At 72.1% G+C, this 21,379-nt stretch carries 22 protein-coding genes; 14 read left to right on the plus strand and 8 right to left on the minus strand.

The genetic code is table 11. The annotated features are described in order from the left end of the window. The first annotated feature begins 9 nt into the window (after positions 1-9). A complete protein-coding gene (locus tag AB1207_RS15755) occupies positions 10-864 on the plus strand; it encodes an LLM class flavin-dependent oxidoreductase (protein ID WP_367639331.1) in 855 nt (284 codons plus the stop codon). 3 nt (positions 865-867) lie between these two features. On the opposite strand, the gene AB1207_RS15760 is transcribed toward AB1207_RS15755, so the two are convergent. From AB1207_RS15760 to AB1207_RS15775, 4 genes are read right to left on the minus strand one after another with little or no spacing between them, the layout of a single operon-like run. After that, positions 868-2,406 (minus strand): alpha-N-arabinofuranosidase, encoded by a 1,539-nt coding sequence (locus AB1207_RS15760; protein ID WP_367639332.1) that lies wholly within the window; start codon positions 2,404-2,406, stop codon positions 868-870. Between the two features lie 8 nt (positions 2,407-2,414). Further along, positions 2,415-3,326, minus strand: coding sequence for a carbohydrate ABC transporter permease (locus AB1207_RS15765; RefSeq protein WP_367639333.1), 912 nt, complete (start codon positions 3,324-3,326; stop codon positions 2,415-2,417). A 1-nt stretch (position 3,327) separates the two neighbouring features. Beyond that, complete coding sequence (locus AB1207_RS15770) at positions 3,328-4,269, minus strand: carbohydrate ABC transporter permease (RefSeq protein WP_367639334.1); 942 nt, start codon at positions 4,267-4,269, stop codon at positions 3,328-3,330. Further along, on the minus strand, positions 4,266-5,627 hold the full coding sequence (locus AB1207_RS15775) for an extracellular solute-binding protein (RefSeq protein ID WP_367639335.1): 1,362 nt from the start codon (positions 5,625-5,627) through the stop codon (positions 4,266-4,268). The genes AB1207_RS15770 and AB1207_RS15775 overlap by 4 nt, the downstream gene beginning before the upstream one ends. Before the next feature lie 225 nt (positions 5,628-5,852). Here AB1207_RS15775 and AB1207_RS15780 point away from each other — a divergent pair, with 225 nt between their 5' ends. From AB1207_RS15780 to AB1207_RS15795, 4 genes are all read left to right on the plus strand, one after another. Next, positions 5,853-7,694, plus strand: a complete 1,842-nt coding sequence (locus AB1207_RS15780; RefSeq protein ID WP_367639336.1) for a glycoside hydrolase family 2 protein — start codon at positions 5,853-5,855, stop codon at positions 7,692-7,694. 164 nt (positions 7,695-7,858) lie between these two features. Beyond that, entirely contained in the window at positions 7,859-9,253 is a 1,395-nt protein-coding gene (locus AB1207_RS15785; protein ID WP_367639337.1) for a CAP domain-containing protein, read from the plus strand. A 23-nt stretch (positions 9,254-9,276) separates the two neighbouring features. Continuing rightward, positions 9,277-10,344 carry an aldo/keto reductase gene (locus tag AB1207_RS15790; RefSeq protein WP_367639338.1) on the plus strand — a complete coding sequence of 356 codons (1,068 nt, stop codon included), beginning with the start codon at positions 9,277-9,279 and terminating at the stop codon, positions 10,342-10,344. A 117-nt stretch (positions 10,345-10,461) separates the two neighbouring features. Continuing rightward, on the plus strand, positions 10,462-10,812 hold the full coding sequence (locus tag AB1207_RS15795) for an ANTAR domain-containing protein (RefSeq protein WP_367639339.1): 351 nt from the start codon (positions 10,462-10,464) through the stop codon (positions 10,810-10,812). 21 nt (positions 10,813-10,833) lie between these two features. On the opposite strand, the gene AB1207_RS15800 is transcribed toward AB1207_RS15795, so the two are convergent. Together AB1207_RS15800 and AB1207_RS15805 are read right to left on the minus strand one after the other, a co-directional pair. After that, positions 10,834-11,550, minus strand: a complete 717-nt coding sequence (locus tag AB1207_RS15800; RefSeq protein WP_367639340.1) for an ANTAR domain-containing protein — start codon at positions 11,548-11,550, stop codon at positions 10,834-10,836. Positions 11,551-11,639: 89 nt separating this feature from the next. Beyond that, positions 11,640-11,927, minus strand: coding sequence for a hypothetical protein (locus tag AB1207_RS15805; RefSeq protein ID WP_367639341.1), 288 nt, complete (start codon positions 11,925-11,927; stop codon positions 11,640-11,642). A gap of 169 nt (positions 11,928-12,096) precedes the next feature. Between AB1207_RS15805 and AB1207_RS15810 the strand changes: the two genes are divergently transcribed. From AB1207_RS15810 to AB1207_RS15820, 3 genes are read left to right on the plus strand one after another with little or no spacing between them, the layout of a single operon-like run. Next, positions 12,097-12,684, plus strand: coding sequence for a hypothetical protein (locus AB1207_RS15810; protein WP_367639342.1), 588 nt, complete (start codon positions 12,097-12,099; stop codon positions 12,682-12,684). After that, positions 12,677-13,702 carry a DUF4037 domain-containing protein gene (locus AB1207_RS15815; RefSeq protein WP_367639343.1) on the plus strand — a complete coding sequence of 342 codons (1,026 nt, stop codon included), beginning with the start codon at positions 12,677-12,679 and terminating at the stop codon, positions 13,700-13,702. Before AB1207_RS15810 ends, AB1207_RS15815 begins: the two co-directional genes overlap by 8 nt. Beyond that, positions 13,699-14,046 (plus strand): hypothetical protein, encoded by a 348-nt coding sequence (locus AB1207_RS15820; RefSeq protein ID WP_367639344.1) that lies wholly within the window; start codon positions 13,699-13,701, stop codon positions 14,044-14,046. The genes AB1207_RS15815 and AB1207_RS15820 overlap by 4 nt, the downstream gene beginning before the upstream one ends. Here the strand turns inward: AB1207_RS15820 and AB1207_RS15825 are convergent. Both AB1207_RS15825 and AB1207_RS15830 read right to left on the minus strand, forming a co-directional pair. Continuing rightward, entirely contained in the window at positions 14,028-14,591 is a 564-nt protein-coding gene (locus tag AB1207_RS15825) for a dihydrofolate reductase family protein (RefSeq protein ID WP_367639345.1), read from the minus strand. The two genes, AB1207_RS15820 and AB1207_RS15825, sit on opposite strands and share 19 nt — an antisense overlap. 39 nt (positions 14,592-14,630) lie before the next feature. Then, entirely contained in the window at positions 14,631-15,707 is a 1,077-nt protein-coding gene (locus tag AB1207_RS15830; protein ID WP_367639346.1) for a LacI family DNA-binding transcriptional regulator, read from the minus strand. Between the two features lie 294 nt (positions 15,708-16,001). Here AB1207_RS15830 and AB1207_RS15835 point away from each other — a divergent pair, with 294 nt between their 5' ends. The 6 genes from AB1207_RS15835 to AB1207_RS15860 all read left to right on the plus strand — a co-directional run. Then, a complete protein-coding gene (locus tag AB1207_RS15835; RefSeq protein WP_367639347.1) occupies positions 16,002-17,327 on the plus strand; it encodes an extracellular solute-binding protein in 1,326 nt (441 codons plus the stop codon). Positions 17,328-17,356: 29 nt separating this feature from the next. After that, positions 17,357-18,253, plus strand: a complete 897-nt coding sequence (locus tag AB1207_RS15840; protein ID WP_437178956.1) for a carbohydrate ABC transporter permease — start codon at positions 17,357-17,359, stop codon at positions 18,251-18,253. A gap of 1 nt (position 18,254) precedes the next feature. Next, positions 18,255-19,136 (plus strand): carbohydrate ABC transporter permease, encoded by an 882-nt coding sequence (locus tag AB1207_RS15845; protein ID WP_367639348.1) that lies wholly within the window; start codon positions 18,255-18,257, stop codon positions 19,134-19,136. A gap of 16 nt (positions 19,137-19,152) precedes the next feature. Beyond that, positions 19,153-19,878 carry a ThuA domain-containing protein gene (locus tag AB1207_RS15850; protein ID WP_367639349.1) on the plus strand — a complete coding sequence of 242 codons (726 nt, stop codon included), beginning with the start codon at positions 19,153-19,155 and terminating at the stop codon, positions 19,876-19,878. Then, on the plus strand, positions 19,863-20,990 hold the full coding sequence (locus AB1207_RS15855; RefSeq protein ID WP_367639350.1) for a Gfo/Idh/MocA family protein: 1,128 nt from the start codon (positions 19,863-19,865) through the stop codon (positions 20,988-20,990). The genes AB1207_RS15850 and AB1207_RS15855 overlap by 16 nt, the downstream gene beginning before the upstream one ends. 172 nt (positions 20,991-21,162) lie before the next feature. Further along, positions 21,163-21,379, plus strand: a 217-nt coding sequence (locus AB1207_RS15860) for a hypothetical protein (protein ID WP_367639351.1), incomplete at its 3' end; no start/stop codon positions are given.

Consider the following 21,379-nt stretch of genomic DNA (forward strand, 5'->3'; position numbering starts at 1 on the left):
GTTCGAGGGGTGGACCTCTCCTGCGTCGTGCTCAACGACCTGCACCCGCACGCCTTCGCCGACACCGCCCGGGCGGCCGAGGACGCCGGGGTGCGCACGGTGTTCAGCTACGACCACCTGTCGTGGCGCGACCTGCGCGACGGCCCCTGGTACGCCGCGGTGCCGCTGCTGGCGGCCGCCGCGACGGCCACCGAGCGGGTCCGGCTCGGAACCCTCGTCGCGTCCCCGAACTACCGCCACCCCGTGACGTTCGCCGCCGAGGTCATGACGCTCGACCAGCTCTGCGACGGCCGGGTGGAGCTGGGCGTGGGGGCGGGCACGTCGGCGCACGACGCGTCCGTGCTGGGCGTGCCGCCGCTGACCCCGCGGGAACGGCAGGACCGCTTCGAGGAGTGGACCCTGCTGCTGCGCACGCTGCTGTCGCAGCGGGTCACCGACGAACGGGGCGAGCACTACACCGCCCACGACGCGCGGAACGTTCCCGGGCCCGTCTCCGGGGTGCCGCTGACGGTCGCCGCCGCCGGCCCGCGGGGGATGCGCTTCGCGGCCCGGCTCGGGCAGGGGTGGGTCACCTACGGCGAGGGGGAGCCCCGCCCACAGGACGGGGTCGAGGAGGCGGTCGAGCGGTTCACGGCGCCCATCGCGCGGTTCGCCGCGCTCGAGGGCGCCGACCGCGTGCGGCGGGTCGCGCTGCTCGGCCTCGACGAGCGCGGCGCCTACGCGGACTGGCCGCGGTTCGCGACGGCGCTCGCCGAGGCCGGCTACGACGAGGTGTGCGTGCACTGGCCGCGCCCGGACGGCAGGGGACTGCCGTCCGGGGCGCTGACCGGGGTCCTGCAGACCCCTGGGCTGACGAGGGACTGATCCTCACGCGAGGGTGAGCTCCACCGTCGCGAAGGAGTGCGGCGGCAGCTCGACGACGAGGGTGTCGCCGTCCTTGCGCGCACCGTCGAACGACGCGGGCGCCACGGCGTCCGGGGCCTGCGCCGTGTTGTGCGCCTGGACGCTCGGGGCGGCCAGGACACGGGCGCGGGCGATCTCCCAGCCCTTGCCCCGCAGGTCGAGACGGACCGTGGCAGGCCCGTCCACGTCGAGGTTGGTCAGGGAGACCAGCGCGGAACCGTCCTTCGAGCTGACCGTCGTGGTCAGCGTCCGGTACGACCCCGCCTCACCCTCGTACGCCGCGTCCGCCGCCGTCACCTGGACGGGGTGGGACGTGGCGTCCTGGTGCCCCGCGTTCATCGCGAACACGTGGTAGGTGGGCGTCAGGACCATCTGCGCGCCGTCGGTGAGGACCATGGCCTGCAGGACGTTCACCGTCTGGGCGATGTTCGCCATGACGAGGCGGCGCGCGTTCTCGTGGAACACGTCGAAGTGCAGTCCGGCCACGAGCGCGTCCCGCAGGGTGTTCTGCTGGTACAGGAACCCGGGGTTGGTGCCGGGTTCGACGTCCCACCAGGTGCCCCACTCGTCGCACACGAGCCCGACCGCGGCCTGCGGGTCGTAGGCGTCCATGACCCGGACGTGGCCGCGGACGATCTCGTCGATGCGCCAGGCCCGGACCATCGTCTCGTGGTACTCGGCCGCGGTGAACTCGGTGGCCGAGCCCTTGTGCTGCCAGTCGTCGCTGGCGTGGGTGTAGTAGTGGAACGACAGCGCCTGCCACCCGTTGTGCTTGGGGGAGCGGGCGGGCCCGCCGAGGCTGCTGATCGACTTCATCAGCGTCTCGGTCCAGTGGTAGTCGTCCCGGTTCGGGCCCGCCGCGATGCGGTACAGCTCGTTGCCGTCGTGGTTGCGGCAGTACGTCGCGAACTGGGCGGCGAGCTGGGTGTACTGCTCGGCGGTCATGTTGCCGCCGCAGCCCCAGTTCTCGTTGCCGATGCCCCAGAAGGGCACCTTCCACGGCTCGGACCGGCCGTGCTCGCGGCGCAGCCGCGACATCGGCGCGTCCCCGGACCGTGTGAGGTACTCGATCCAGTCGCTCATCTCCGCGACCGTGCCGGACCCGACGTTCCCCGACACGTAGGGGGCGGCGCCGAGCAGCTCGCACAGGCGCATGAACTCGTGGGTGCCGAAGGAGTTGTCCTCGACGACGTCGCCCCAGTGGGTGTTGACCATCGACGGGCGCTCCTCGCGCGGGCCGACGCCGTTCATCCAGTGGTACTCGTCGGCGAAGCACCCGCCCGGCCAGCGCAGGTTCGGGATGCTGATGTCCTTCAGCGCCTGCACGACGTCCTCGCGGATGCCGTCGGTGTTCTGGATCTCGGAGTCCTCCCCGACCCAGAACCCCTCGTAGATGCAGCGGCCGAGGTGCTCGGCGAAGTGCCCGTAGAGGTGGCGGTTGATGGTGGCTCCGGCGACGTCGAGGTCGACGACTCCGGACAGGCTGGCGGTGCGGGTGGTCACGGGGTGGTTCAGCCCTTCAGGCCGGTTCCGGCCACACCTTCGACGATGCGGCGCTGGAAGATGACGAACAGGATGACCAGCGGCAGGGCCCCGAGGACCGTGGAGGCCTGGATGTCGGAGAACCGCTGGCCGTAGGAGCCCTGGACGGTCGCGAGACCGACCGGGATGGTCATGAGGTCGGGGTTGGACAGGACGAACAGCGGCAGGATGAGGTTGTTCCACACCCCGACGAAGGTGACGATCGCCATGGCCGCCAGCACCGGGCGCGACAGCGGCATGAGGATCGACCAGTAGATGCGCCAGTTCCCGGCCCCGTCGATGCGCGCGGCCTCCTCGAGCTCGTTGGGCAGTCCGTCGAAGAACTGCTTGAACACGAACAGCGCGATGACGCTGGAGACCTGCGGGAAGATGACGGCCCAGTAGGTGTTGAGCAGCCCGACCGTGTTGAGCATCTGGAAGATCGGGATGATGAGCACGTCGGCGGGGACCATGATCCCGGCGATGACGAGCAGGAAGACGACCTGCCGGCCGCGGAACCGCATCCGGGAGAGCGCGAACGCCGCCATCGAGGCGAAGAGCACGACGAGGGCCGCCGACAGGGTCGAGGTGATGAAGCTCGCCAGGTACCAGTTCCACAGGTCCCCGCCGCCCAGCAGCGAGGAGTACGACGCCAGCGTCGGGTTGATGTCCTTGAGGATCGCCTGCGTCCCCAGGGCCGAGACGGAGTTGGCGGTGAGCGAGGTCTTGATCGCCCACAGGCTCGGGACGAGCCACAGCACGGCGAAGACGGTGAGGACGACGACGGCGATGCGGTTGAACGTCTTGCCCCCGTTCGTCCCCACCTTCGCGACGCGGGCCGGGGGTGCTGCGGCGGAGATGCCGGAGCGGCGGGAGGTACCTGCGGCACCGGTGGTCGCCATCTCAGGCTCCCTTCTGCTGGGCGCGCTCGACGAGCTGACGGACGAGGGCGATGACGAGGATGACGACGAACAGGACGAACGAGGCGGCCGCCGCGGCGCCGATGCGGTAGTCGGTGAAGCCGGTCTTGGTGATGAACACGAGCGCGGTCTCGGTGCTGGTGCCCGGCCCGCCGCTGGTCATCAGGTAGACCTGGTCGAAGATCTTCAGGCTGGCGATGATCTGCAGCAGCAGGACGAGCGTCGTCGTGCGGCTCAGCAGCGGGATCGTCAGGTGCCGGATCTGCTGCCACGGCGTCGCGCCGTCGATGGCGGCCGCTTCGTACAGCTCGCGCGGGATGTCCTGCAGCCCGGCCAGGTAGAGGATGAAGTTGAACCCGATCGTCCACCAGACGGTCGCGACCGCGATGCCGACCATGGCCAGGTTCGGGGTCGCCAGGACGGGGGACGGCGCCTCGCTGCCCAGCCACTTCTGCACCGTCGCCCACAGCCCGGTGTCGGCCGTGAAGATGAAGACCCAGACGAGCGAGATGGCGGCCGAGGGGAGGATGAACGGGGTGAAGAACGCCATCCGCCAGAAGATCTGCCCGCGCTGCATGCGGTTGGCCAGGACGGCGAAGACGAACGACAGCACGACCAGCGGCGGCACGGTGTAGAGCGTGAACTGCAGCGTGTGCCACATCGACGACCAGAAGTCCGACGACGACAGCAGCGTCGTGTAGTTCTCCAGGCCGATGAAGGTGCCCAGGCCCGTCTTGACGATGCTCGTGTCGAAGAAGCTCGCGACGAACATGTAGATCGAGGGGCCGAGCAGGAAGGCCAGGTAGAAGAGGCCGAAGGGCGCGACGAACAGCCACGCCTTGTTCGTGCGGCGCAGCCGGTCCGGGTCGGTGCCGCGCAGGGAGGTCCGCGCCGCCGTGGGCGCGCCGATCGTCTGGGTGCTCACAGGGGGTTCGCCGTCCGTGCGTAGGTCTCGAGTTGGCTGCGGATGCTGGCCGTGGCCGCCTCCGGGGTCGTCAGGCCCTGCAGGACCAGACCGATCTGCGAGCCGGTGACCGTCTCGAAGTTCGAGCCCGAGCCCGAGTACCACGCCGCCGGGTCGTAGGACGCGTACGTCGCGGTCTCGGCGTAGTCGGCCTGCGGCTCCAGCGTCTTGTACTGCTCGCTCTCGAAGATGGGCAGGTACGTCGGGACGTGGCCGCCCTCGGCCCACGTCATGCCCTGCTCGAGCATCGAGTGGACGAAGCCCATGGCGCGCTCGAGCTGGTCGGCGTCGCGGTCCATGCGGGGCAGCACGAAGGCGTGGGAGTCGGCGTGCGCCGCCGGCTTCTCGTACAGCTGCGGGAAGGCGGCCATGCTGAACTTCAGGCCCTCGATGCTCTGCAGCGTCGTGATCTCCCACTCGCCGTTCATGAAGAACGCCGACTGGCCCTGCGACAGGGCCAGTTCGGCCCCGGGGGTGTCCACGACCTTCGGCATGAGCCCGGAGGACGTCCAGCGCTGGATCGTCGCCAGCGTGTCGACCATGAGCGCGTCGTCCATGGTGATCTCCTGCCCCTCCTCGCTCATGAGGGGCTGGGCGCCGTCGCGCTGGCTGTAGAGGGTGTTGACGAAGCGCCAGCAGTTGGAGTCGTCGCCCACCGACGCCGTCGCGGCGCCGTAGGTCCCGGTCGTCTGCTTGGCGGCGGTGAGAGCGGCCTCCCAGGCCTCCAGGCCCTCGATCTTCGAGAGCTTCCCGTCCGGGCCCAGCAACCCGGCCTGCTGGCAGACGTCGGTGTTGTAGAACAGCACCCACGGGTGGGTGTCCATGGGGATCGCGTAGGACTGGCCCTCGAACGTCGCGGCCTCCCACGCCTTGGGGGTGAAGTCCTCGACCTTGAGGCCCACCAGCGCGAGCGTCTCGTCCGTGATCGGTTCCAGCAGTCCGGCGGCGGCCAGGTTGGTGGCCCGGGTGAGGTGGGCGACCGCCACGTCCGGCGGCTTGTTCCCCAGCGTCGCCAGCGACACCTTCGTGTAGTACGGGTTGCCCCAGGCGAACGTCGCCGCGACGAGGGAGTCCGCGCTGCCCTGCTGCTTGCGGTACTCGTCGAGCATGGTCAGCAGCCGGGCGCCGTCACCGCCCCCGAAGAGGTTCCAGAAGGTCACGGTCCCGGGGTTGAGCTGGCTGCCGACCAGACCGGCGGCGAGCGGTGAGCCGCAGCCCGCGGTGGCGGCGGCCAGGCCGAGCCCCCCGGCGGCGAGGCCGCCGCGCAGGAGGGAGCGTCGGCTGAACGGGCTCCTGGGCCCTGGGGGATGACTGTTCACGCGTGTCCGTCCCTGCCGTCGTTGGCGGTGGTCGGTGCCGCCGGGTGGCGGGCACCGGCTGGTCGAGAACCGAGAACCGCTCTGTCCCGATCAGTGCTGCGGAACCTAGCACGCGTTTGCAACGCTGCATAGCGTTGTGTCGACCCACGCTTGCAACGATGTACGAACGTCGGTGAGACTGGCCCCGCACGCCCGAGCGACACCGTCATCGATGAGGAGACGTCCGTGCCCACCATCCCGCGCCCCGAGCACCCCCGGCCCTCGGTGGTCCGCGCCGACTGGCTGTCCCTGAACGGCACCTGGCAGTTCGAGGTCGACGCGGGGGACTCCGGCCTCGAACGCGGCCTGCGCGACCGGGACCTCGCCGGCGCCATCACCGTCCCCTTCGCCCCCGAGTCCGAGCTCTCCGGCGTCGGCACCACCGACTTCCTGCCCGCCGTCTGGTACCGCCGCACGGTCGCGGTCCCCGCGGACTGGGCGGGCCGCCGCACGCTCCTGCACTTCGGCGCCGTCGACCACGATGCGACGGTGTGGGTGGACGGGGAGGAGGTCGTCCGGCACCGGGGCGGCTTCACCCCGTTCACGGCCGACCTCGGCCACCGCACGGGGGAGGTCACCGTCGTCGTCCGCGCCCGCGACGACCGGTACGGCCCGCAGGCCCGCGGCAAGCAGTCGACGCGGTACGACAACTACGAGTGCCTCTACACGCGGACGACGGGGATCTGGCAGACCGTCTGGGCCGAACCCGTCCCGGACGTCTCCCTGGGACGCCCGCGCATCACCCCCGACGTGGCGGCCTCGACGTTCCACCTCGAACAACCCCTGCGCCGCAGCGGGACCGGCGCCGCCGGCGACCGGGCCGGCTGGACGCTCCACGCGTCCGTGCGCGACGCGGCGGGCGAGGTCGTCACGGCCTCGGTGCGCGCCGACCTCGACCTGTCCCCGCGGCTGACGCTGCGCGTGCCGGAGGACCGCGTGCGGCTGTGGGGACCGGGCGACCCGCACCTGTACGACGTGACGCTGACCCTGCGGGACGCGGCCGGGGAGCTCGTGGACACCGTCGAGACGTACGCGGGGCTGCGGTCGGTGAGCATCGACGGCAAGGCCGTCCTGCTCAACGGCCGTCCGGTGTTCCAGCGCCTGGTGCTGGACCAGGGGTACTACCCGGACGGGATCATGACGGCGCCGACGGACGAAGCGCTGCGCCGCGACGTCGAACTCGCCCTCGAGGCGGGGTTCAACGGCGCCCGGCTGCACCAGAAGGTCTTCGAGGAGCGGTTCCTCTTCCACGCCGACCGGCTGGGGTACCTGGTCTGGGGGGAGTTCGGCGACTGGGGCGCCGTCGAGGAGGGGACGTCGGTCCGGGGTGAGCACCAGCGGCCCACCCCGAACTTCGTCAGCCAGTGGCTGGAGGCCCTCGAACGCGACTACTCCCACCCCAGCGTCGTCGGCTGGTGCGGGCTCAACGAGACGCGGCAGGGCCTCACCGACCGCGGCCAGGTGCTCGACGACGTGACCCGCGCGATGTTCCTCGCCGCCAAGGCCATGGACACCTCCCGGCCCGTGCTGGACGCCTCCGGCTACTCCCACCGCGTCCTGGAGTCCGACGTGTGGGACTCGCACAACTACACCCAGGACCCGGCGCAGTTCGCCCGCGAGATGTCCGGCCTGGCCGCGGGGAACCCCGACACCAACTACGGCGCCCACGGGGAACCCTGGTCGCTGCGCTACCAGGGGCAGCCGTGGTTCTGCAGCGAGTTCGGCGGGATCTGGTGGCGGCCCGACGTGGCGGCGAGCAACCCCGACGTCGACCGCGGGGCCACGTCCTCGTGGGGCTACGGCGAGCCGCCGCGCACCGAGGAGGAGTTCCACCACCGCTTCAAGGGGCTGACCGGCGCCCTGCTGGACGACCCGCTGATGTTCGGCTACTGCTACACGCAGCTGACCGACGTCTTCCAGGAGCAGAACGGCGTCTACTCCTTCGACCGCTCCACCAAGCTCGACGTGGCCCGCGTCCGGGCGGCCCAGCAGCGACGTGCGGCGATCGAGGGCCCCGCGGAGGGATAGTCACACGCGGTGACGAGGGCTCGCCCGGGAGGGGGTACCCCGGGCGGGCTCTGTCGTGACCGGGGCGTGCGGACGACATCATCTGGGTGACCAGGCCGACTGCTCCCCGCCGCCCCGCTCGCGGCACCGCACGTGCCACCGGGCGTGCCCGTGTGCTCGCACCCGTGCTCGCAGCGCTCGTCGCCCTGCCCTGCGCGGGGGTCGCCGAGGTCGTCACCGCCGTCCCCGCCGCGGCGGCCGCCCAGGTGCTGCAGCCGGTCGTCCCCGCGGCGACCCAGCAGCAGCAGATCCTCGACGGCCTCAACCGCGAGCGCGCGGCCGTCGGGGCCCCGGCGCTGACGCTGGACCCGACGCTGGAGACCGTCGCCCAGGACTGGGCCGACGTGCTCGGCCAGGGCGACGGCATGAAGCACAACCCGAACCTGCAGACGCTGCTGTCGGACTTCCCGCAGTGGGGCGAGATCGTCGCGACCGCCGACATGGGCAACGCCGACACCCACGGCCTGGAGAACGGCGACCTCGCCGTCGACACCTGGATGAAGTCCGACCCGCACCGCGCCGTGCTGCAGGACGCCAAGTACACGAACGTCGGCGTCGGGCTCGTCTACACGACGCTGTGGTCCGGTGGTCGGACCGTCTGGCGCTCGTACTGGGTTGCCGACTTCGGCTCCTCGCGCCGCACGCCGCTCGTCGCGCAGAACTCCGACGGCTCCCGCAGCTACGCCGGGGTGCCGGTCAAGGGCGCCATCCTGCAGACGTACACGGCGGCGGGCGCCAACGGCGGCTACCTCGGCCTGCCGATGGGCCGTGAGCTCGGGCCGCTGCGCGGGGGCGGTTTCGGCCAGCACTTCGCCGGCGGGTCCGTCTACTGGAGCGCGGCGTCGGGTGCCGCCACGGTCCGCGGCGCCCTCCGCGACCGCTGGGCCTCCCTCGGCTGGGAGAACGGCTGGCTGGGCTACCCGACGGGGGCCGAGTTCGCCGTCCGCGGCGGTGTCGCCCAGCGGTTCCAGGGCGGGACGGTCTACTGGTCGCCGGCCACGGGGGCGCAGGCCCTCGGCGGCGCGGTGCTCGCCGGCTACGGCGCGGCCGGCTGGGAGAACGGGTCCCTCGGGTTCCCCACGACGACGGCGGCCTCGCTGCGCGCCGGGTCCTTCGCGCACTTCCAGGGCGGTTCGGTGTACTCCGGCCCGGCCGGCACGTTCGCCGTCACCGGCCCGGTCCGCACGGCGTGGGCCGCGCAGGGCTGGGAGAACGGCGTCCTGGGCTACCCGAGCTCGGCGGCGTTCGGCGGGCTCGTCGGCGGCGGCAGCGGGCAGCACTTCACCGGCGGTTCGGTGTACTCCTCGCCCGCCTCGGGCACGCACGCCGTCCCGGCCGCGGTCCGCGACGCGTGGGCCGCGCGCGGCTGGGAGGCCGGTGCCCTCGGCTACCCCGTCTCCGACGCCCGGACGGTCGGCGGCTCGGTGGTGCAGGACTTCCAGGGCGGGCAGGTCACCGTCCGCAGCGGCGCCGCCCAGGTCCGGACGCTGTCGGTGGCGCGGGTCGAGCGCGCCCGCTGAGGTGCCCGGAGTAGCGTCCGGGCATGGAGTACCGACGACTCGGACGGTCGGGGCTGCGCGTCTCGACGATCACGCTGGGAACGATGACGTTCGGCGGGACGGGCGCCTTCGCCGCCGTCGGGAACACCGACGTGGCCACGGCGCGACGGCAGGTCGAGACCGCCCTGGACGCGGGGGTGAACCTCCTCGACACCGCGGACATGTACTCCGACGGGCTCAGCGAGGAGATCACCGGCGAGGTGCTCGAGGGGCTCGGCGCGCGCCGCGACGACGTCCTCGTCGCGACGAAGGCCCGCATGGTCGTCGGGCCCGGCCCGAACGACGGCGGCGCGTCCCGCCACCACCTCGTGCGGTCGGCCGAACGCAGCCTGCGCCGCCTGCGCACCGACCACATCGACCTCTACCAGATCCACGAGTGGGACGGTCAGACCCCGCTGGAGGAGACGCTGGAGGCGCTCGACACCCTCGTGCGGTCGGGCAAGGTCCGCTACGTCGGCGCGTCGAACTACTGCGGCTGGCAGCTGATGAAGGCCCTCGCGACGTCGGACGCCCGCGGGTACCAGCGCTACGTCTCCCAGCAGATCCACTACACGCTGCAGGCCCGCGACGCCGAGTCCGAGCTCGTCCCGCTGACCCTGGAGGAGGACCTGGGGATCCTCGTGTGGAGCCCGCTGGCGGGCGGTCTGCTCTCGGGCAAGTACCGCCGCGACGCCTCGGCGCCCGAGGGGTCCCGGCACCTGGGGAACTGGTCCGAACCGCCCGTCCACGACGAGGACAAGCTGTACGACGTCGTCGAGGAGCTCGTGCGGACCGGTGAGGCGCACGGGGTGTCGGCCGCGCAGGTCGCCCTCGCCTGGCTGCTCGGGCGGCCGGGGGTCACCTCGCTCGTCGTCGGGGCCCGCACCGACGAGCAGCTGCGCGACAACCTCGCTGCCGCCGACCTCGTGCTGTCCGACGACGAACGCCGTCGCCTCGACGACGTCAGCGCCGTCCCGCTGCGCTACCCGCACTGGCACCAGGCCGCCACGGCGACCGACCGCCTGTCCGCCGCCGACCTCAGCCTCCTGGCGCCCTTCGTCGACCGCACGTGAAGGGTCCCGGCTCGTCGTAGGATCTTCGTCGGCTTCGCTCCGCCCAGACCTCGCTGCGCGAACCGCCCTCCTCGCCGACCGGCCGGGGGGTCGGCTGCACCGGAGGACGCAACGAGGATGCACGACGAGGACGGTCGGGTCGCGGAGCTGGACACCCTCGACCACGAGCTGGACCCCACCGGCGCGGACGTCGACGCGCTGCGCGCAGAGCTGGCGCAGCTGCGCACCGCCCTGACCCGCCGACCGGTCATCGACATGGCCAAGGGCGCGATCATGGCGCTGACCCGGTGCGACGAGGACACCGCGTTCCGCCAGCTCTCCCAGGTGTCCCAGACGCACAACGTGAAGCTGTACGACCTGGCCACCGCCCTGCTGGCCGACCTGCGGCGCCAGGACGGGGCCGAGACGGCGGGCGCCGACCAGCGCGACGTCGACCGTCTCGTCCAGCGGAACTGGACGCGCCGCTGACCCTGCGCTGACCGGGAGGGGTCAGGCGCCGCGGGCCCGGCCCAGCGGCGCCACCACCTCGGAGGCGACCTCGCGCAGCCGGCGGCGTTCGGTCCGCGCGCGGGCCCGCAGCTGCGCGAACGCCTCGTCGGGGTGGATGCGGTGGCGTTCGGCCAGGACGCCCTTGGCCTGCTCCAGGACGACGCGGCTGTCGAGCGCCTCCTGCAGCTGCTCGCGCAGGCGTTCCCCCTGCGCGCTGGCCTCGAGCTGGCCGATGCCGACCGCCACGAACGACGCCATGGCGTGCGCCACGTCCGTCTCCACCGAGGAGAACGGACCCTCGTGGTCCCGGAACAGGTTCAGGGCGCCGATGGTCCGACCGCCCACCTGCACGGGCACGGCGTGGACGGCCACGATGCCCTGCGACGCCGCGCCGACGGAGAAGCGCGGCCAGGTGCGCTGCAGCGTGGCCGCGTCGACGGCCGCGGTCGGACTGCCCGTGCGGTAGCAGTCCAAGCACGGACCCTCGTCGTTCTGCAGCTGGAACAGCTCGACGACGCGGGCCTCGCCGGAACTGGCGGCGAGCAGGCGCAGGTCGCCCCGCGCGTCCTCGACGAGCAGCCCGACGGCGCTCGCGGACAGCAACCGCGCGCAGTGGCCCACCAGCCGGTACGCCAGGTCGAGCGCCTCACCGCGCTCGGCCAGCACCTCGGCCAGTTCACCGACCGCCGCGGCGACCTCCTCGGCCCGCACCTCCACCGCACCCCTCCTCCTGCCCGCTGCGACCCTGACGGTCAGAGCGTGCCAGGCGCGGGGGAGCGGTGCGTTCCGGGCAGCGGTCCCGAGGGTCAGCCCAGGAACGTGGAGGGGTCCGGGCCGCTGCGCCGGGGCAGGACGCGACCGGCGGGACGGCACCGGGCCTCGAGGTCGGCGATCTCGGACGCGTTGCGCGCCAGGTCCTCCGCCGTCGGGTGGTCCGGTGCGTCGTCGGCCACCAGGTGCCAGCGCTCGTCGTACGCCTCGCGCAGGGCGTCGAGGGGACGCTCGCGCAGGTCGAGGACCGCACCGGTGGTCAGACCCCTGGTGAGGGTCGCGGTGTCGGTGGTGGTGTCGTGGGCAGGAACAGTCGCAGTCATGGGAACCCCGTCGTCTCCGGTCCCTCCGCGGCGCACCTCTGGACCACGGCTTGCCGACCATTGGACGCCCCGCGGGGGGCGCGGGCAACCCGGGCGTGTCGCGACGCAGTAGTTTCGGAGGGAACTGGCAGGAACAGCGCGGCGGCGACGTCGCGGGAGGGGAGCGGTCGTGGGACGGGCCCAGGGGTCGTTGGCGGGGTTGCGGTCCGCGACCGCGTCGGCGCACGGGGACCTCGACGCCGCGCTCGACGTCCTCGACCGTCCGTGGGACACCGCGCTGCACCGCCGCTGGCTGGAACTCACGTGGGGCCTGCTCGCGCCCCTCGAACGCGCCCTGGCGGGCCAGGCCCGGCACGACCCGGACGCCCTCGAGGTGGCCGGCCGGGTGCGGGCCGACCTCGCGCTGGAGGACCTGCGCGCGCTCGACGTCCCCGAGGCCGACCTGACCCGCCTGCCCGAGTGCCCCGACGTCCCCGCGGTGCCGGACCGTGCTGCGGCGCTGGGGGTCCGCTACGTCCTGGACGGGTCGACGCTCGGCGGGCGCCTCATCGCGCGGACCGTCGTCGAGGCGGGGGTCCCGGCCGCCGCGACGACGTCGCTCACCGGCCGGGAGGGCACCGGCCGGCGCTGGCGGGAGACGACCGCCGCGGTGGACGCGGCGGGGCCCGACGCCCTGCCGGGGATGACCGCCGCCGCGCTGGCGACGTTCGCGGCCTACCGCGCCTGGCTGGCACCACTGGTGCGGCCCCGTGGCTGAGCCGCGCGGCGCGGACCTGGCCCGCGGGTTCCACGACGACGTGGTGGCGCCCCTGCTGCGGCGGGAGTTCCCGGGGACGCCGCTCGTCGCCGGGCGCTTCGGGGCCGGGTCGGACGTGCTCGGGCTCGACGACGACGTCTCGCGCGACCACGACTGGGGGTTGCGCCTCGTCGTCCTCGTCCCCGAGGGGCTCGTCGAGCCGGTCGACGCCGTCCTCGAGCAGCACCTCCCCGCGACGCACGCGGGGCGTCCCGTCCGCTTCGCCACGACGTGGGACCCCGCCGCACGGCACCGGGTCGAGGTCGCCACGGTGGACGGTTTCGTCCGGGCCCGCCTGGACCTCGGTGAGGAGGAGGAGCCGACGACCGCCGACTGGCTGTCGTTCACGGGGCAGGCCGTCCTCGAACTCGTCGCCGGGCCCGTCTTCGCCGACGACGAGGGACGCTGGGAGGCGTTGCGCCGCAGGCTGACGTGGTACCCCGACGACGTCTGGCGGCACCTCGTGGCCAGCGCCTGGCAGCAGCTGGAGCAGGAACTGCCCTTCGTGGGACGCACCGCTCAGCGCGGGGACGACCTGGGGTCGCGGGTGCTCGCCGCCCGCCTGGCCGGGACGGCCGTCCAGCTCGGACTGCTGCTCGACCGGACCTGGGCCCCGTACGCGAAGTGGGTCGGGACGGTGTTCGCGGCCTCCCCGAGCGGGCGCGTCGCGCCGCACCTGGCGCGCGCCCTGGCGGCGGGGGACTGGCGTGAGCGCGAGGCCGGACTCCGCGCCGCGCTGGAGGAGCTGCTCGCGCGGCAGGCCGAGGTCGGGCTGCCCGCCCCGGCGCCGGCGACGGGCCCGTTCCACGACCGCCCGTTCGCGGGGGTCGTCGAGACGCTGCCCGGTGCGGTCGCGCCGGCCGGCGGCGGGCGGGGGCCGCTGGGGGTGGGCGCCGTCGGGCAGTGGGCCGCAGCGGTCGACGTGCTCGTCCGTCCCGCGCTGCGCCGCGACCTCGCCCGGGCGGTGGTGGGCTCGTGACGGCGGCGGCGCACGCCCAGCTCCTCGGCCACGTGGTGGGTGCGGGGGAGGACCTCCTCGCGGCCCTGCCCCTGCGCGCCGGACTCGTCGGGGGCGAGGGCGCGCTCGGCGTCGGGACCGTCCAGCTCTGGCTGTCCCGCCCGCAGCTCGTCGGCGGGGCCTCGGTGGCCGCCGTGCCCCTGGGCGACGTCGGTGCGGGTGCCGTCCGCGAGCGGCGGTTCGGTGGCCTGGAGCTCAGGCTCCTGCTGTCCGGCCGGGAGGTGGCGTTCGCCACGAGCGCCGACCGGACCGCGGTGGAGGAGTTCCTGCGGGTCCTGGCCCAGGCTCAGCGCACGACGTCGTAGACGACCTTCACGATGCCGTTCGGGTAGGTCTCCGACTCCAGCACGCGCAGCGGCTGCTTGTCCTTGTCCGCCTCGCTCCACAACCGCTTGCCCGCACCGAGCAGCAGCGGGAACACCAGCAGGTGGTAGCGGTCGACGAGACCGGCGTCGGTGAGCGCACGGGCCAGCGTCGCGCTGCCGTGCACCGCGATCGGCCCGCCCTCGGTCTCCTTGAGCGCCGCGACGTCGTCGAGGGAGCGCAGGAGCGTCGCCGGCCACCGCTCGTCGTCGTGCTCCAGGGTCGTGGAGACGACGTAGCGGGGCATCGCGTTGTAGCCGGCGAACTCGTCCATCGTCGGCCACACCGGGGCGAAGGCCTCGTAGCTCGTGCGGCCGAGCAGCAGGGCCGTCGTCTCCTCCTGCTCACGGCCCTTGATCTCGTAGGCCTCGGGGACGAACTGGATGTCCTTGAAGGTCCAGCCGGAGCTGCGGTGGCCGGGTTCGCCCCCGGGGGCCTCGACGACCCCGTCGAGGGAGACGAAGGCGGTGACGACGAGCTGGCGCATGGGGAGCCCTTCCTGGACGGTCTGGCCGGTCTGGGGAACCTACTGCCCCTGCGACCTCGCCCGGGGCGAGAACTCAGCGGTGGACCCCCGCACGACCAGTTCCGTGGCCAGTTCGACGTGGTGGGAGTCCAGGCGCTCGCCGCCGGCCATCCGCAGGACGGTGCGCAGGGCGACCCGGCCCATCTCCCGCAGCGGCTGCCGGATCGTCGTCAGCGGGGGAGCGGCCATCGCGGCGAGCTCGGTGTCGTCGAAACCCGTGACGGACAGGTCGTCCGGCACGCGGAGCCCCTGGGCGCGCGCCGCCTCCATGACCCCGAGGGCGATCGAGTCGCAGCCGCCGACGACCGCGGTCGGGCGGTCGGGGCCGGCGAGGAGCTGGGCTCCCAGGCGCCGGCCCGCCTCGTACTGGAAGTCGGAGTTCAGGACGTGCTCGGCGACGGGGACCAGGCCAGCGCTCTCCATGGCCGCGCGGTACCCGTGCAACCGGGCCTGGTTGCACTGCGACCCGGGCGGTCCGCCCACCCAGGCGATGTGCCGGTGCCCCTGGGCCAGCAGGTGGTTCGTCGCCGTCAGGCCGCCGGTGAAGTTCGTCGAGCCGACGCTCGTCACCTCCCGGCGCGGGAGGTTCAGGGGGTCGATGACGACGAGCGGCAGGTTCACCGCGGCGAGCGCGTCGACGTGCGCGCCCGTCAGCTCGCCCGTGACGACGATGACCCCCGTGCGGCCCGCGGCGGCGAGCCCGCGGGCCCACGACCGGGGTGGGGAGGGGTAGCGGCCGTTGCGCTGGTCGCGCAGGACGCCGACCACGACGGCGGCGTCGGCTGCGGTGGCGGCCTCGACGACCCCGTCGACGACGGCCGTGGCGTAGGAGGAGAAGTCGCCGTCGATGAGGAACTCGACGAGGGCGCTGCCGGTGACCGCGCGCCGCGTCGTCGGCGGCGAGTACTCGTGCTGGACGAGGAGCTCCTCGACGAGGGCGCGGGTCTGCGCGGACACGTCCTCCCGGCCGTTGACGACCTTGGAGACGGTCGCCACGGAGACGCCGGCGCTCGCGGCGATGGTGGCCAGGGTCGTCTTGTCCCTGGACCGGGTGGGGGTGTGCGGGCGGTCCAGCACGGGTCCTCCTCGACTCGATGTGCGACGACCATACGGCCCGTGGAGGGTCGGGCGCCAGCCCTTCTCCGAAAAGTTTCGAGATGTGTTCGAGACCTAGTGCCCGTTGTGCTGCAACGACTTCACTGCAGCGGGTGGCGAGTGGTGGAGGACCGCTTGACCTCGGCACCGAGACCCTCTTATGGTCATCGCCAGACAGCGCGGTCGAAAGCTTTTCGACAGCGTTCGACGCGGCCCCGCCCGGGGCCGCGGGGTGGAACAGCCGCAGGGCTGCGGCTCGGCACAACGGAGATCACTGTGGATCACAACCGCGCATCGCGTCGGTCCTTCCTCGCCCTGGCCGGGGCGACCCCGCTCGTCGCCACCGTCCTGGCCTCCTGCGGTGACTCCGGTCCGGCGGGAGCCAGCTCCGACGCCGCGACGGACTGGATCCTCACGGGCCAGCCGAAGGAGGGCATCCGCCAGGGTGCCGTCGACGACTGGAACAAGGCCCACGAGGACCAGCAGATCAAGACCAGCTCGTTCCAGAACGACGCCTACAAGGCCAAGATCAAGACGGCCATCGGCGCCGGCCAGGCCCCCACGATCATCTTCGGCTGGGGCGGCGGCACGCTGCGCAGTTACGCGCAGGGCGGGCAGGTCGACGACCTCACCTCGTGGCTGCAGACGAACTCCGGCGTCAAGGACCGCCTGTTCGACGCGGCCTTCGCCGCGGGCACCGTGGACGGCAAGATCTACGGTCTGCCCACCGAGACCGTCCAGCCGCTCGTGCTCTTCTACAACAAGAAGCTCTTCAAGCAGGTCGGCGCCGAGCCGCCGAAGACCTGGGACGACCTCATGGGTCTGGTGACGACGTTCAACGCGGCCGGCATCGCCCCGATCTCCCTCGGTGGCCAGTCGCGCTGGACGAACATGATGTGGCTCGAGCTCCTCTTCGACCGCATCGGTGGCCCCGAGCTGTTCGAGTCGATCTACAACGGCCAGCCGAACTGGACCGACCCGTCCGCGATCGACGCCCTCACCAAGGTGCAGGACCTCGTCAAGGCCGACGGCTTCATCAAGGGCTTCGCGTCCATCACGGCCGACTCCAACGCCGACCAGGCCCTGCTGTACACCGACAAGGCCGCCATGATGCTGCACGGCACGTGGACCTACGGCGGCATGAAGACCGACGGCGGCGACTTCGTCTCCAGCGGCAACCTCGGCTACATGAACTTCCCCGAGGTGACCGGCGGCAAGGGCGACCCGATGAACACCTTCGGGAACCCGGCGCAGTACGTGTCGATCTCCTCCAAGGCCACGCAGAAGCAGAAGGACATCGCCCTGGCCTACTTCAAGGACGGTCTGCTGCAGGACAAGGAGGCCGAGGCCTACATCAACGAGGCGGGCGAGGTCCCCATCGTCAAGGGCATCGACTCCAAGTTCACCGGCCTCGAGGACGAGGAGTGGCTGAAGTTCACCTACGACCTCGCCACGAACGCCCCGTCGTTCGCCCAGTCGTGGGACCAGGCGCTCTCGCCGACCGAGGCCGAGACCCTGCTCGACAACATCGAGAAGCTCTTCGGCCTGGCGATCACCCCGCAGGAGTTCGCCAGCAACATGAACGCGGCGATCGGCAAGTGAGCGCGTCCGTGAGCGCGGCTCCCAGCCGCGTGCCGGTGAAGGCCACCCCCGCTGCCCACACGTCGACGGGTCGTCTGGGGTGGCTGGTCCTCCCGGCCCTGCTCATCTTCGTCGCCTTCGCGGTGATCCCCCTCATCGGGGTCTTCGTCCTGAGCTTCACGTCCTGGGACGGCATCGGGGCGATCTCCTTCACCGGGCTCACGAGCTGGAAGGCCGTGCTCACGGACCCCGGTCTCCCGCACGCGTTGTGGGTGACGTTCCTCGTCATCGTCCTGTCGTGGATCGCCCAGACCCCGCTGTCGATCCTGCTCGGCGTCTTCATCTCCGGCAGCCAGAGGTACCGGGCGGTGCTGGCGGTCCTGTTCTTCCTCCCGCTGCTGCTGTCCGCGGCCGCCGTGTCCATCGCCTACAAGGCGCTCCTGGACCCGAACTTCGGGCTGGGCCCGGGCCTGAACCTGGGCTTCCTGACCCAGGACTGGCTGGGGCGCGGCACGCTGGCCATGGGTGTCGTGATCTTCATCATCGCGTGGCAGTGGATCCCCTTCCACTCCCTCATCTACCAAGGCGCGATCCGCCAGATCCCGGTCTCGATGTACGAGGCCGCCCAGATCGACGGGGCCGGCCGGGTGCGGCAGTTCTTCTCCATCACGCTGCCGCAGCTGAAGAACACGATGATCACGTCCTCGACGCTGATGATCGTGGGCTCGCTCACCACGTTCGACCTGATCTTCGTCTTGACCCAGGGCGGTCCGAACGACGCGACCCGCGTCCTGGCCCTGGACATGTACCTGACCGGTTTCCGGGCCAACCAGATGGGCCTGGCCTCGGCCATCGCCGTGATCCTCGTCGTCGTGGGCCTCGTCCTGGCCCAGCTCCTGCAGCGCCTCGGCGGCAAGGAACGCAACTCCCAGCTGGAAGGTGCCTGAGATGGCGACCCAGACCGCAACCCCGCGCTCGGGGTCCCGCGTCGCGGGGGCTCCCAAGAACGGCACGACCGAGCGCAGGAACTGGCTCGGTGGCGCCTTCGGCTGGCTCTGGCTGCTCATCGTGCTGGTGCCGATCTACTGGATCGTCATCACGAGCTTCAAGACCTCGGCCAGCTACTTCGGCACCAACCCGCTGCTCCCGGCGTCCACGCCGACGCTGGAGAACTACAAGCTCGTCCTCGAGAACGACTTCCTGCGGTACTTCGCGAACTCCGTCATCGTCACGGTGGGCGCGACCGTCCCGGCGGTCCTCATCTCGTTCATGGCGGCGTTCGCGATCGTCCGCGGCGCGGGTCGCTGGCTCAAGGCGGTCAACGCCCTGTTCCTCATGGGGCTGGCGATCCCGCTCCAGGCGACGATCATCCCGATCTACCTGATCATCATCCGGACCGGGATGTACAACTCGCTCGGTGCGCTGATCCTGCCGTCGATCGCGTTCGCCATCCCGCTGACCGTCCTCATCCTGGCGAACTTCGTCCGCGACGTCCCGAACGAGCTGTTCGAGGCCATGCGCATGGACGGGTCCAGCGAGTGGGGCACCATGTGGCGCCTCGCGTTCCCGCTGACCCGGCCCGCGCTCGTCACGGTGACGATCTACCAGGGGCTGCAGATCTGGAACGGGTTCCTGCTCCCGCTGATCCTCACCGACCGCGCCGACCTGCGGGTCCTCCCGCTGGCGCTCTGGACCTTCCAGGGGCAGTACTCGGTCAACATCCCGGCCGTGCTCGCCTCGGTCGTCCTCACCACGCTGCCGATCCTCGCCCTGTACGTGGTCGGCCGCCGTCAGCTCCTCTCCGGCCTCACCGCCGGCTTCTCCAAGTGACCGGAAGGCTCCACCTGTGACTCGCCAGGCCCTCGTCGTCCGCGGCGGCTGGGACGGGCACTCGCCCGTCGAGGCCACCGAACTGTTCATCCCGCACCTGGAGGCGAACGGCTTCACCGTCCGCGTCGAGGACCTCGGCACCGACTTCGGGTCGGCCTCGAAGGCCACGCCGACGGTGTACACCGACGCCGAGTACCTGGCGACGGTGGACCTGATCGTCCAGTGCAACACCATGAACACCATCGAGCAGGCCGAGTTCGAGGGCCTGCGCACGGCCGTCGAGAACGGCACCGGGTTCGCCGGCTGGCACGGCGGCATCGCCGACTCCTACCGCGCGAACTCGGACTACCTCACCCTCGTCGGGGGCCAGTTCGGGTGCCACCCGGGCAAGCACCCCGACGAGCGGGAGGGTGGTCCGCAGGACAACTACATGCCCTACCGGGTCAACATGCTGCCCGAGGCGGCGTCGCACCCCATCACCGAGGGCGTCGAGGACTTCGACCTCGTGACCGAGCAGTACTGGGTGCTGTCCGACGACTACGTCGACGTGCTCGCCACGACGACGCAGGCCGTCCGCGAGTGGGACCCGTGGACCCGCCCGGTCACCTCGCCGGCGGTCTGGACGCGGCAGTGGGGCAAGGGCAGGATCTTCGTCGCCACGCCGGGGCACGACCCGGCCACGCTGAAGAACGAGAACGTCAAGACGATCATCGAGAGGGGCCTCTTGTGGGCAGCCCGCTGAAGGTCGGCGTCGTCGGCGCCGGTGTCATCTCCGCGCAGTACTCGGCGTCGCTGAAGCGCCTGCCGCAGCTGCAGATCACCGCGGTGAGCGACTTCGTGCCCGAGCGGGCGCAGGCGCTGGCCGACGAGCACGGCGCGCAGGTGCTGTCGCTGGAGGAACTGCTCGCCTCGCCCGACGTCGACGTGGTGCTCAACCTGACGCTGCCGCGCACGCACGCCGAGGTCGCGCTGCAGGCCATCGCGGCCGGCAAGCACGTCTACGGCGAGAAGCCGCTGGCGATGACCGTCGCCGAGGGCCGCGACGTCGTGAAGGCCGCGGCCGCCGCCGGCGTCCGCGTCGGTTGCGCCCCCGACACCGTGCTGGGCACCGGGATCCAGACCGCGCGCGCCCTCGTGGACGCCGGGAAGATCGGCACGCCGCACTCGGCCACCGCGTTCATGACCACGCCCGGTCACGAGCGCTGGCACCCGCAGCCGGACTTCTACTACCAGCCCGGCGGCGGGCCCCTGCTCGACATGGGGCCGTACTACCTGACCTCCCTCGTGCACCTGCTCGGCCCGGTCGTCCGGGTCGTCGGCGCCTCGACGCGGCCCTCGCAGGAGCGCACGATCGGTTCCGGTCCGCGGGCCGGGGAGTCGTTCGGCGTCACGATCGACACCCACATCACGGGGATCCTCGAGCACGCCTCCGGTGCGCTGTCGACGCTGATCATGAGCTTCGACACGTGGGCCGCGCGCCTGCCGCGCATCGAGGTGCACGGCACCGGCGGGTCGATCTCCGTGCCGGACCCGAACATGTTCGAGGGCTCGGTCGAACTCTTCGCGGCGGCGACCGCGCCCGCCCCGGGCCCGGACGTCGACCCCGAGGCGAACTGGGTCGACGCCGGCGCCACCGCCGGGTACGTCGACTCCGGCCGCGGCTACGGCCTGGCCGACCTCGCGCTCGCTGTGGAGGCGGGCCGTGCGCACCGCGCCAACGACGAGGTCGCGCTGCACGTCCTCGAGATCATGGAGTCGGTCCAGGCCGCCGCCGACGGGCACACCTCGGTGACGCTGACCACGACGTGCGAGCGTCCCGAGGCCATCAGCACGCCGGTCGACCTCACCGCCTGAGAGAGCGTCCGACCGGTCCGGACCGAAGGCCCCCACGCCCCCGCGTGGGGGCCTTCGCACGTCTGGGGTCGTCAGGTCGTGTCCTACGACTCACGACTCCGGCGCACGGTCGGCTCGCACTCGGCGTGCGGGATGACCGTGCGGTTCGGTGCCGACTGCGGGGCAAGCGGGCGTGATGGCTCAGAAGGTGTCGCGCAACCGGGTGCATGGTGACCGCCTGTGGGATGAGGGTGGTCAGGTCTGGCAGCGGTCGAAGGGGGTTTGGTTGAGCGCGGCCGAGGTCGATGAGCTCGTCGAGACCGGGCACCCGGTAGTGGTGCAGAGCTTCGAAGGGCCGATGCGGTGGCTGACGCCGCCGACGGCGCGGCAGGAGTGGTCTCAGGTGCGGG

Source organism: Kineococcus endophyticus (genome assembly GCF_040796495.1).
GTDB lineage: Bacteria > Actinomycetota > Actinomycetes > Actinomycetales > Kineococcaceae > Kineococcus > Kineococcus endophyticus.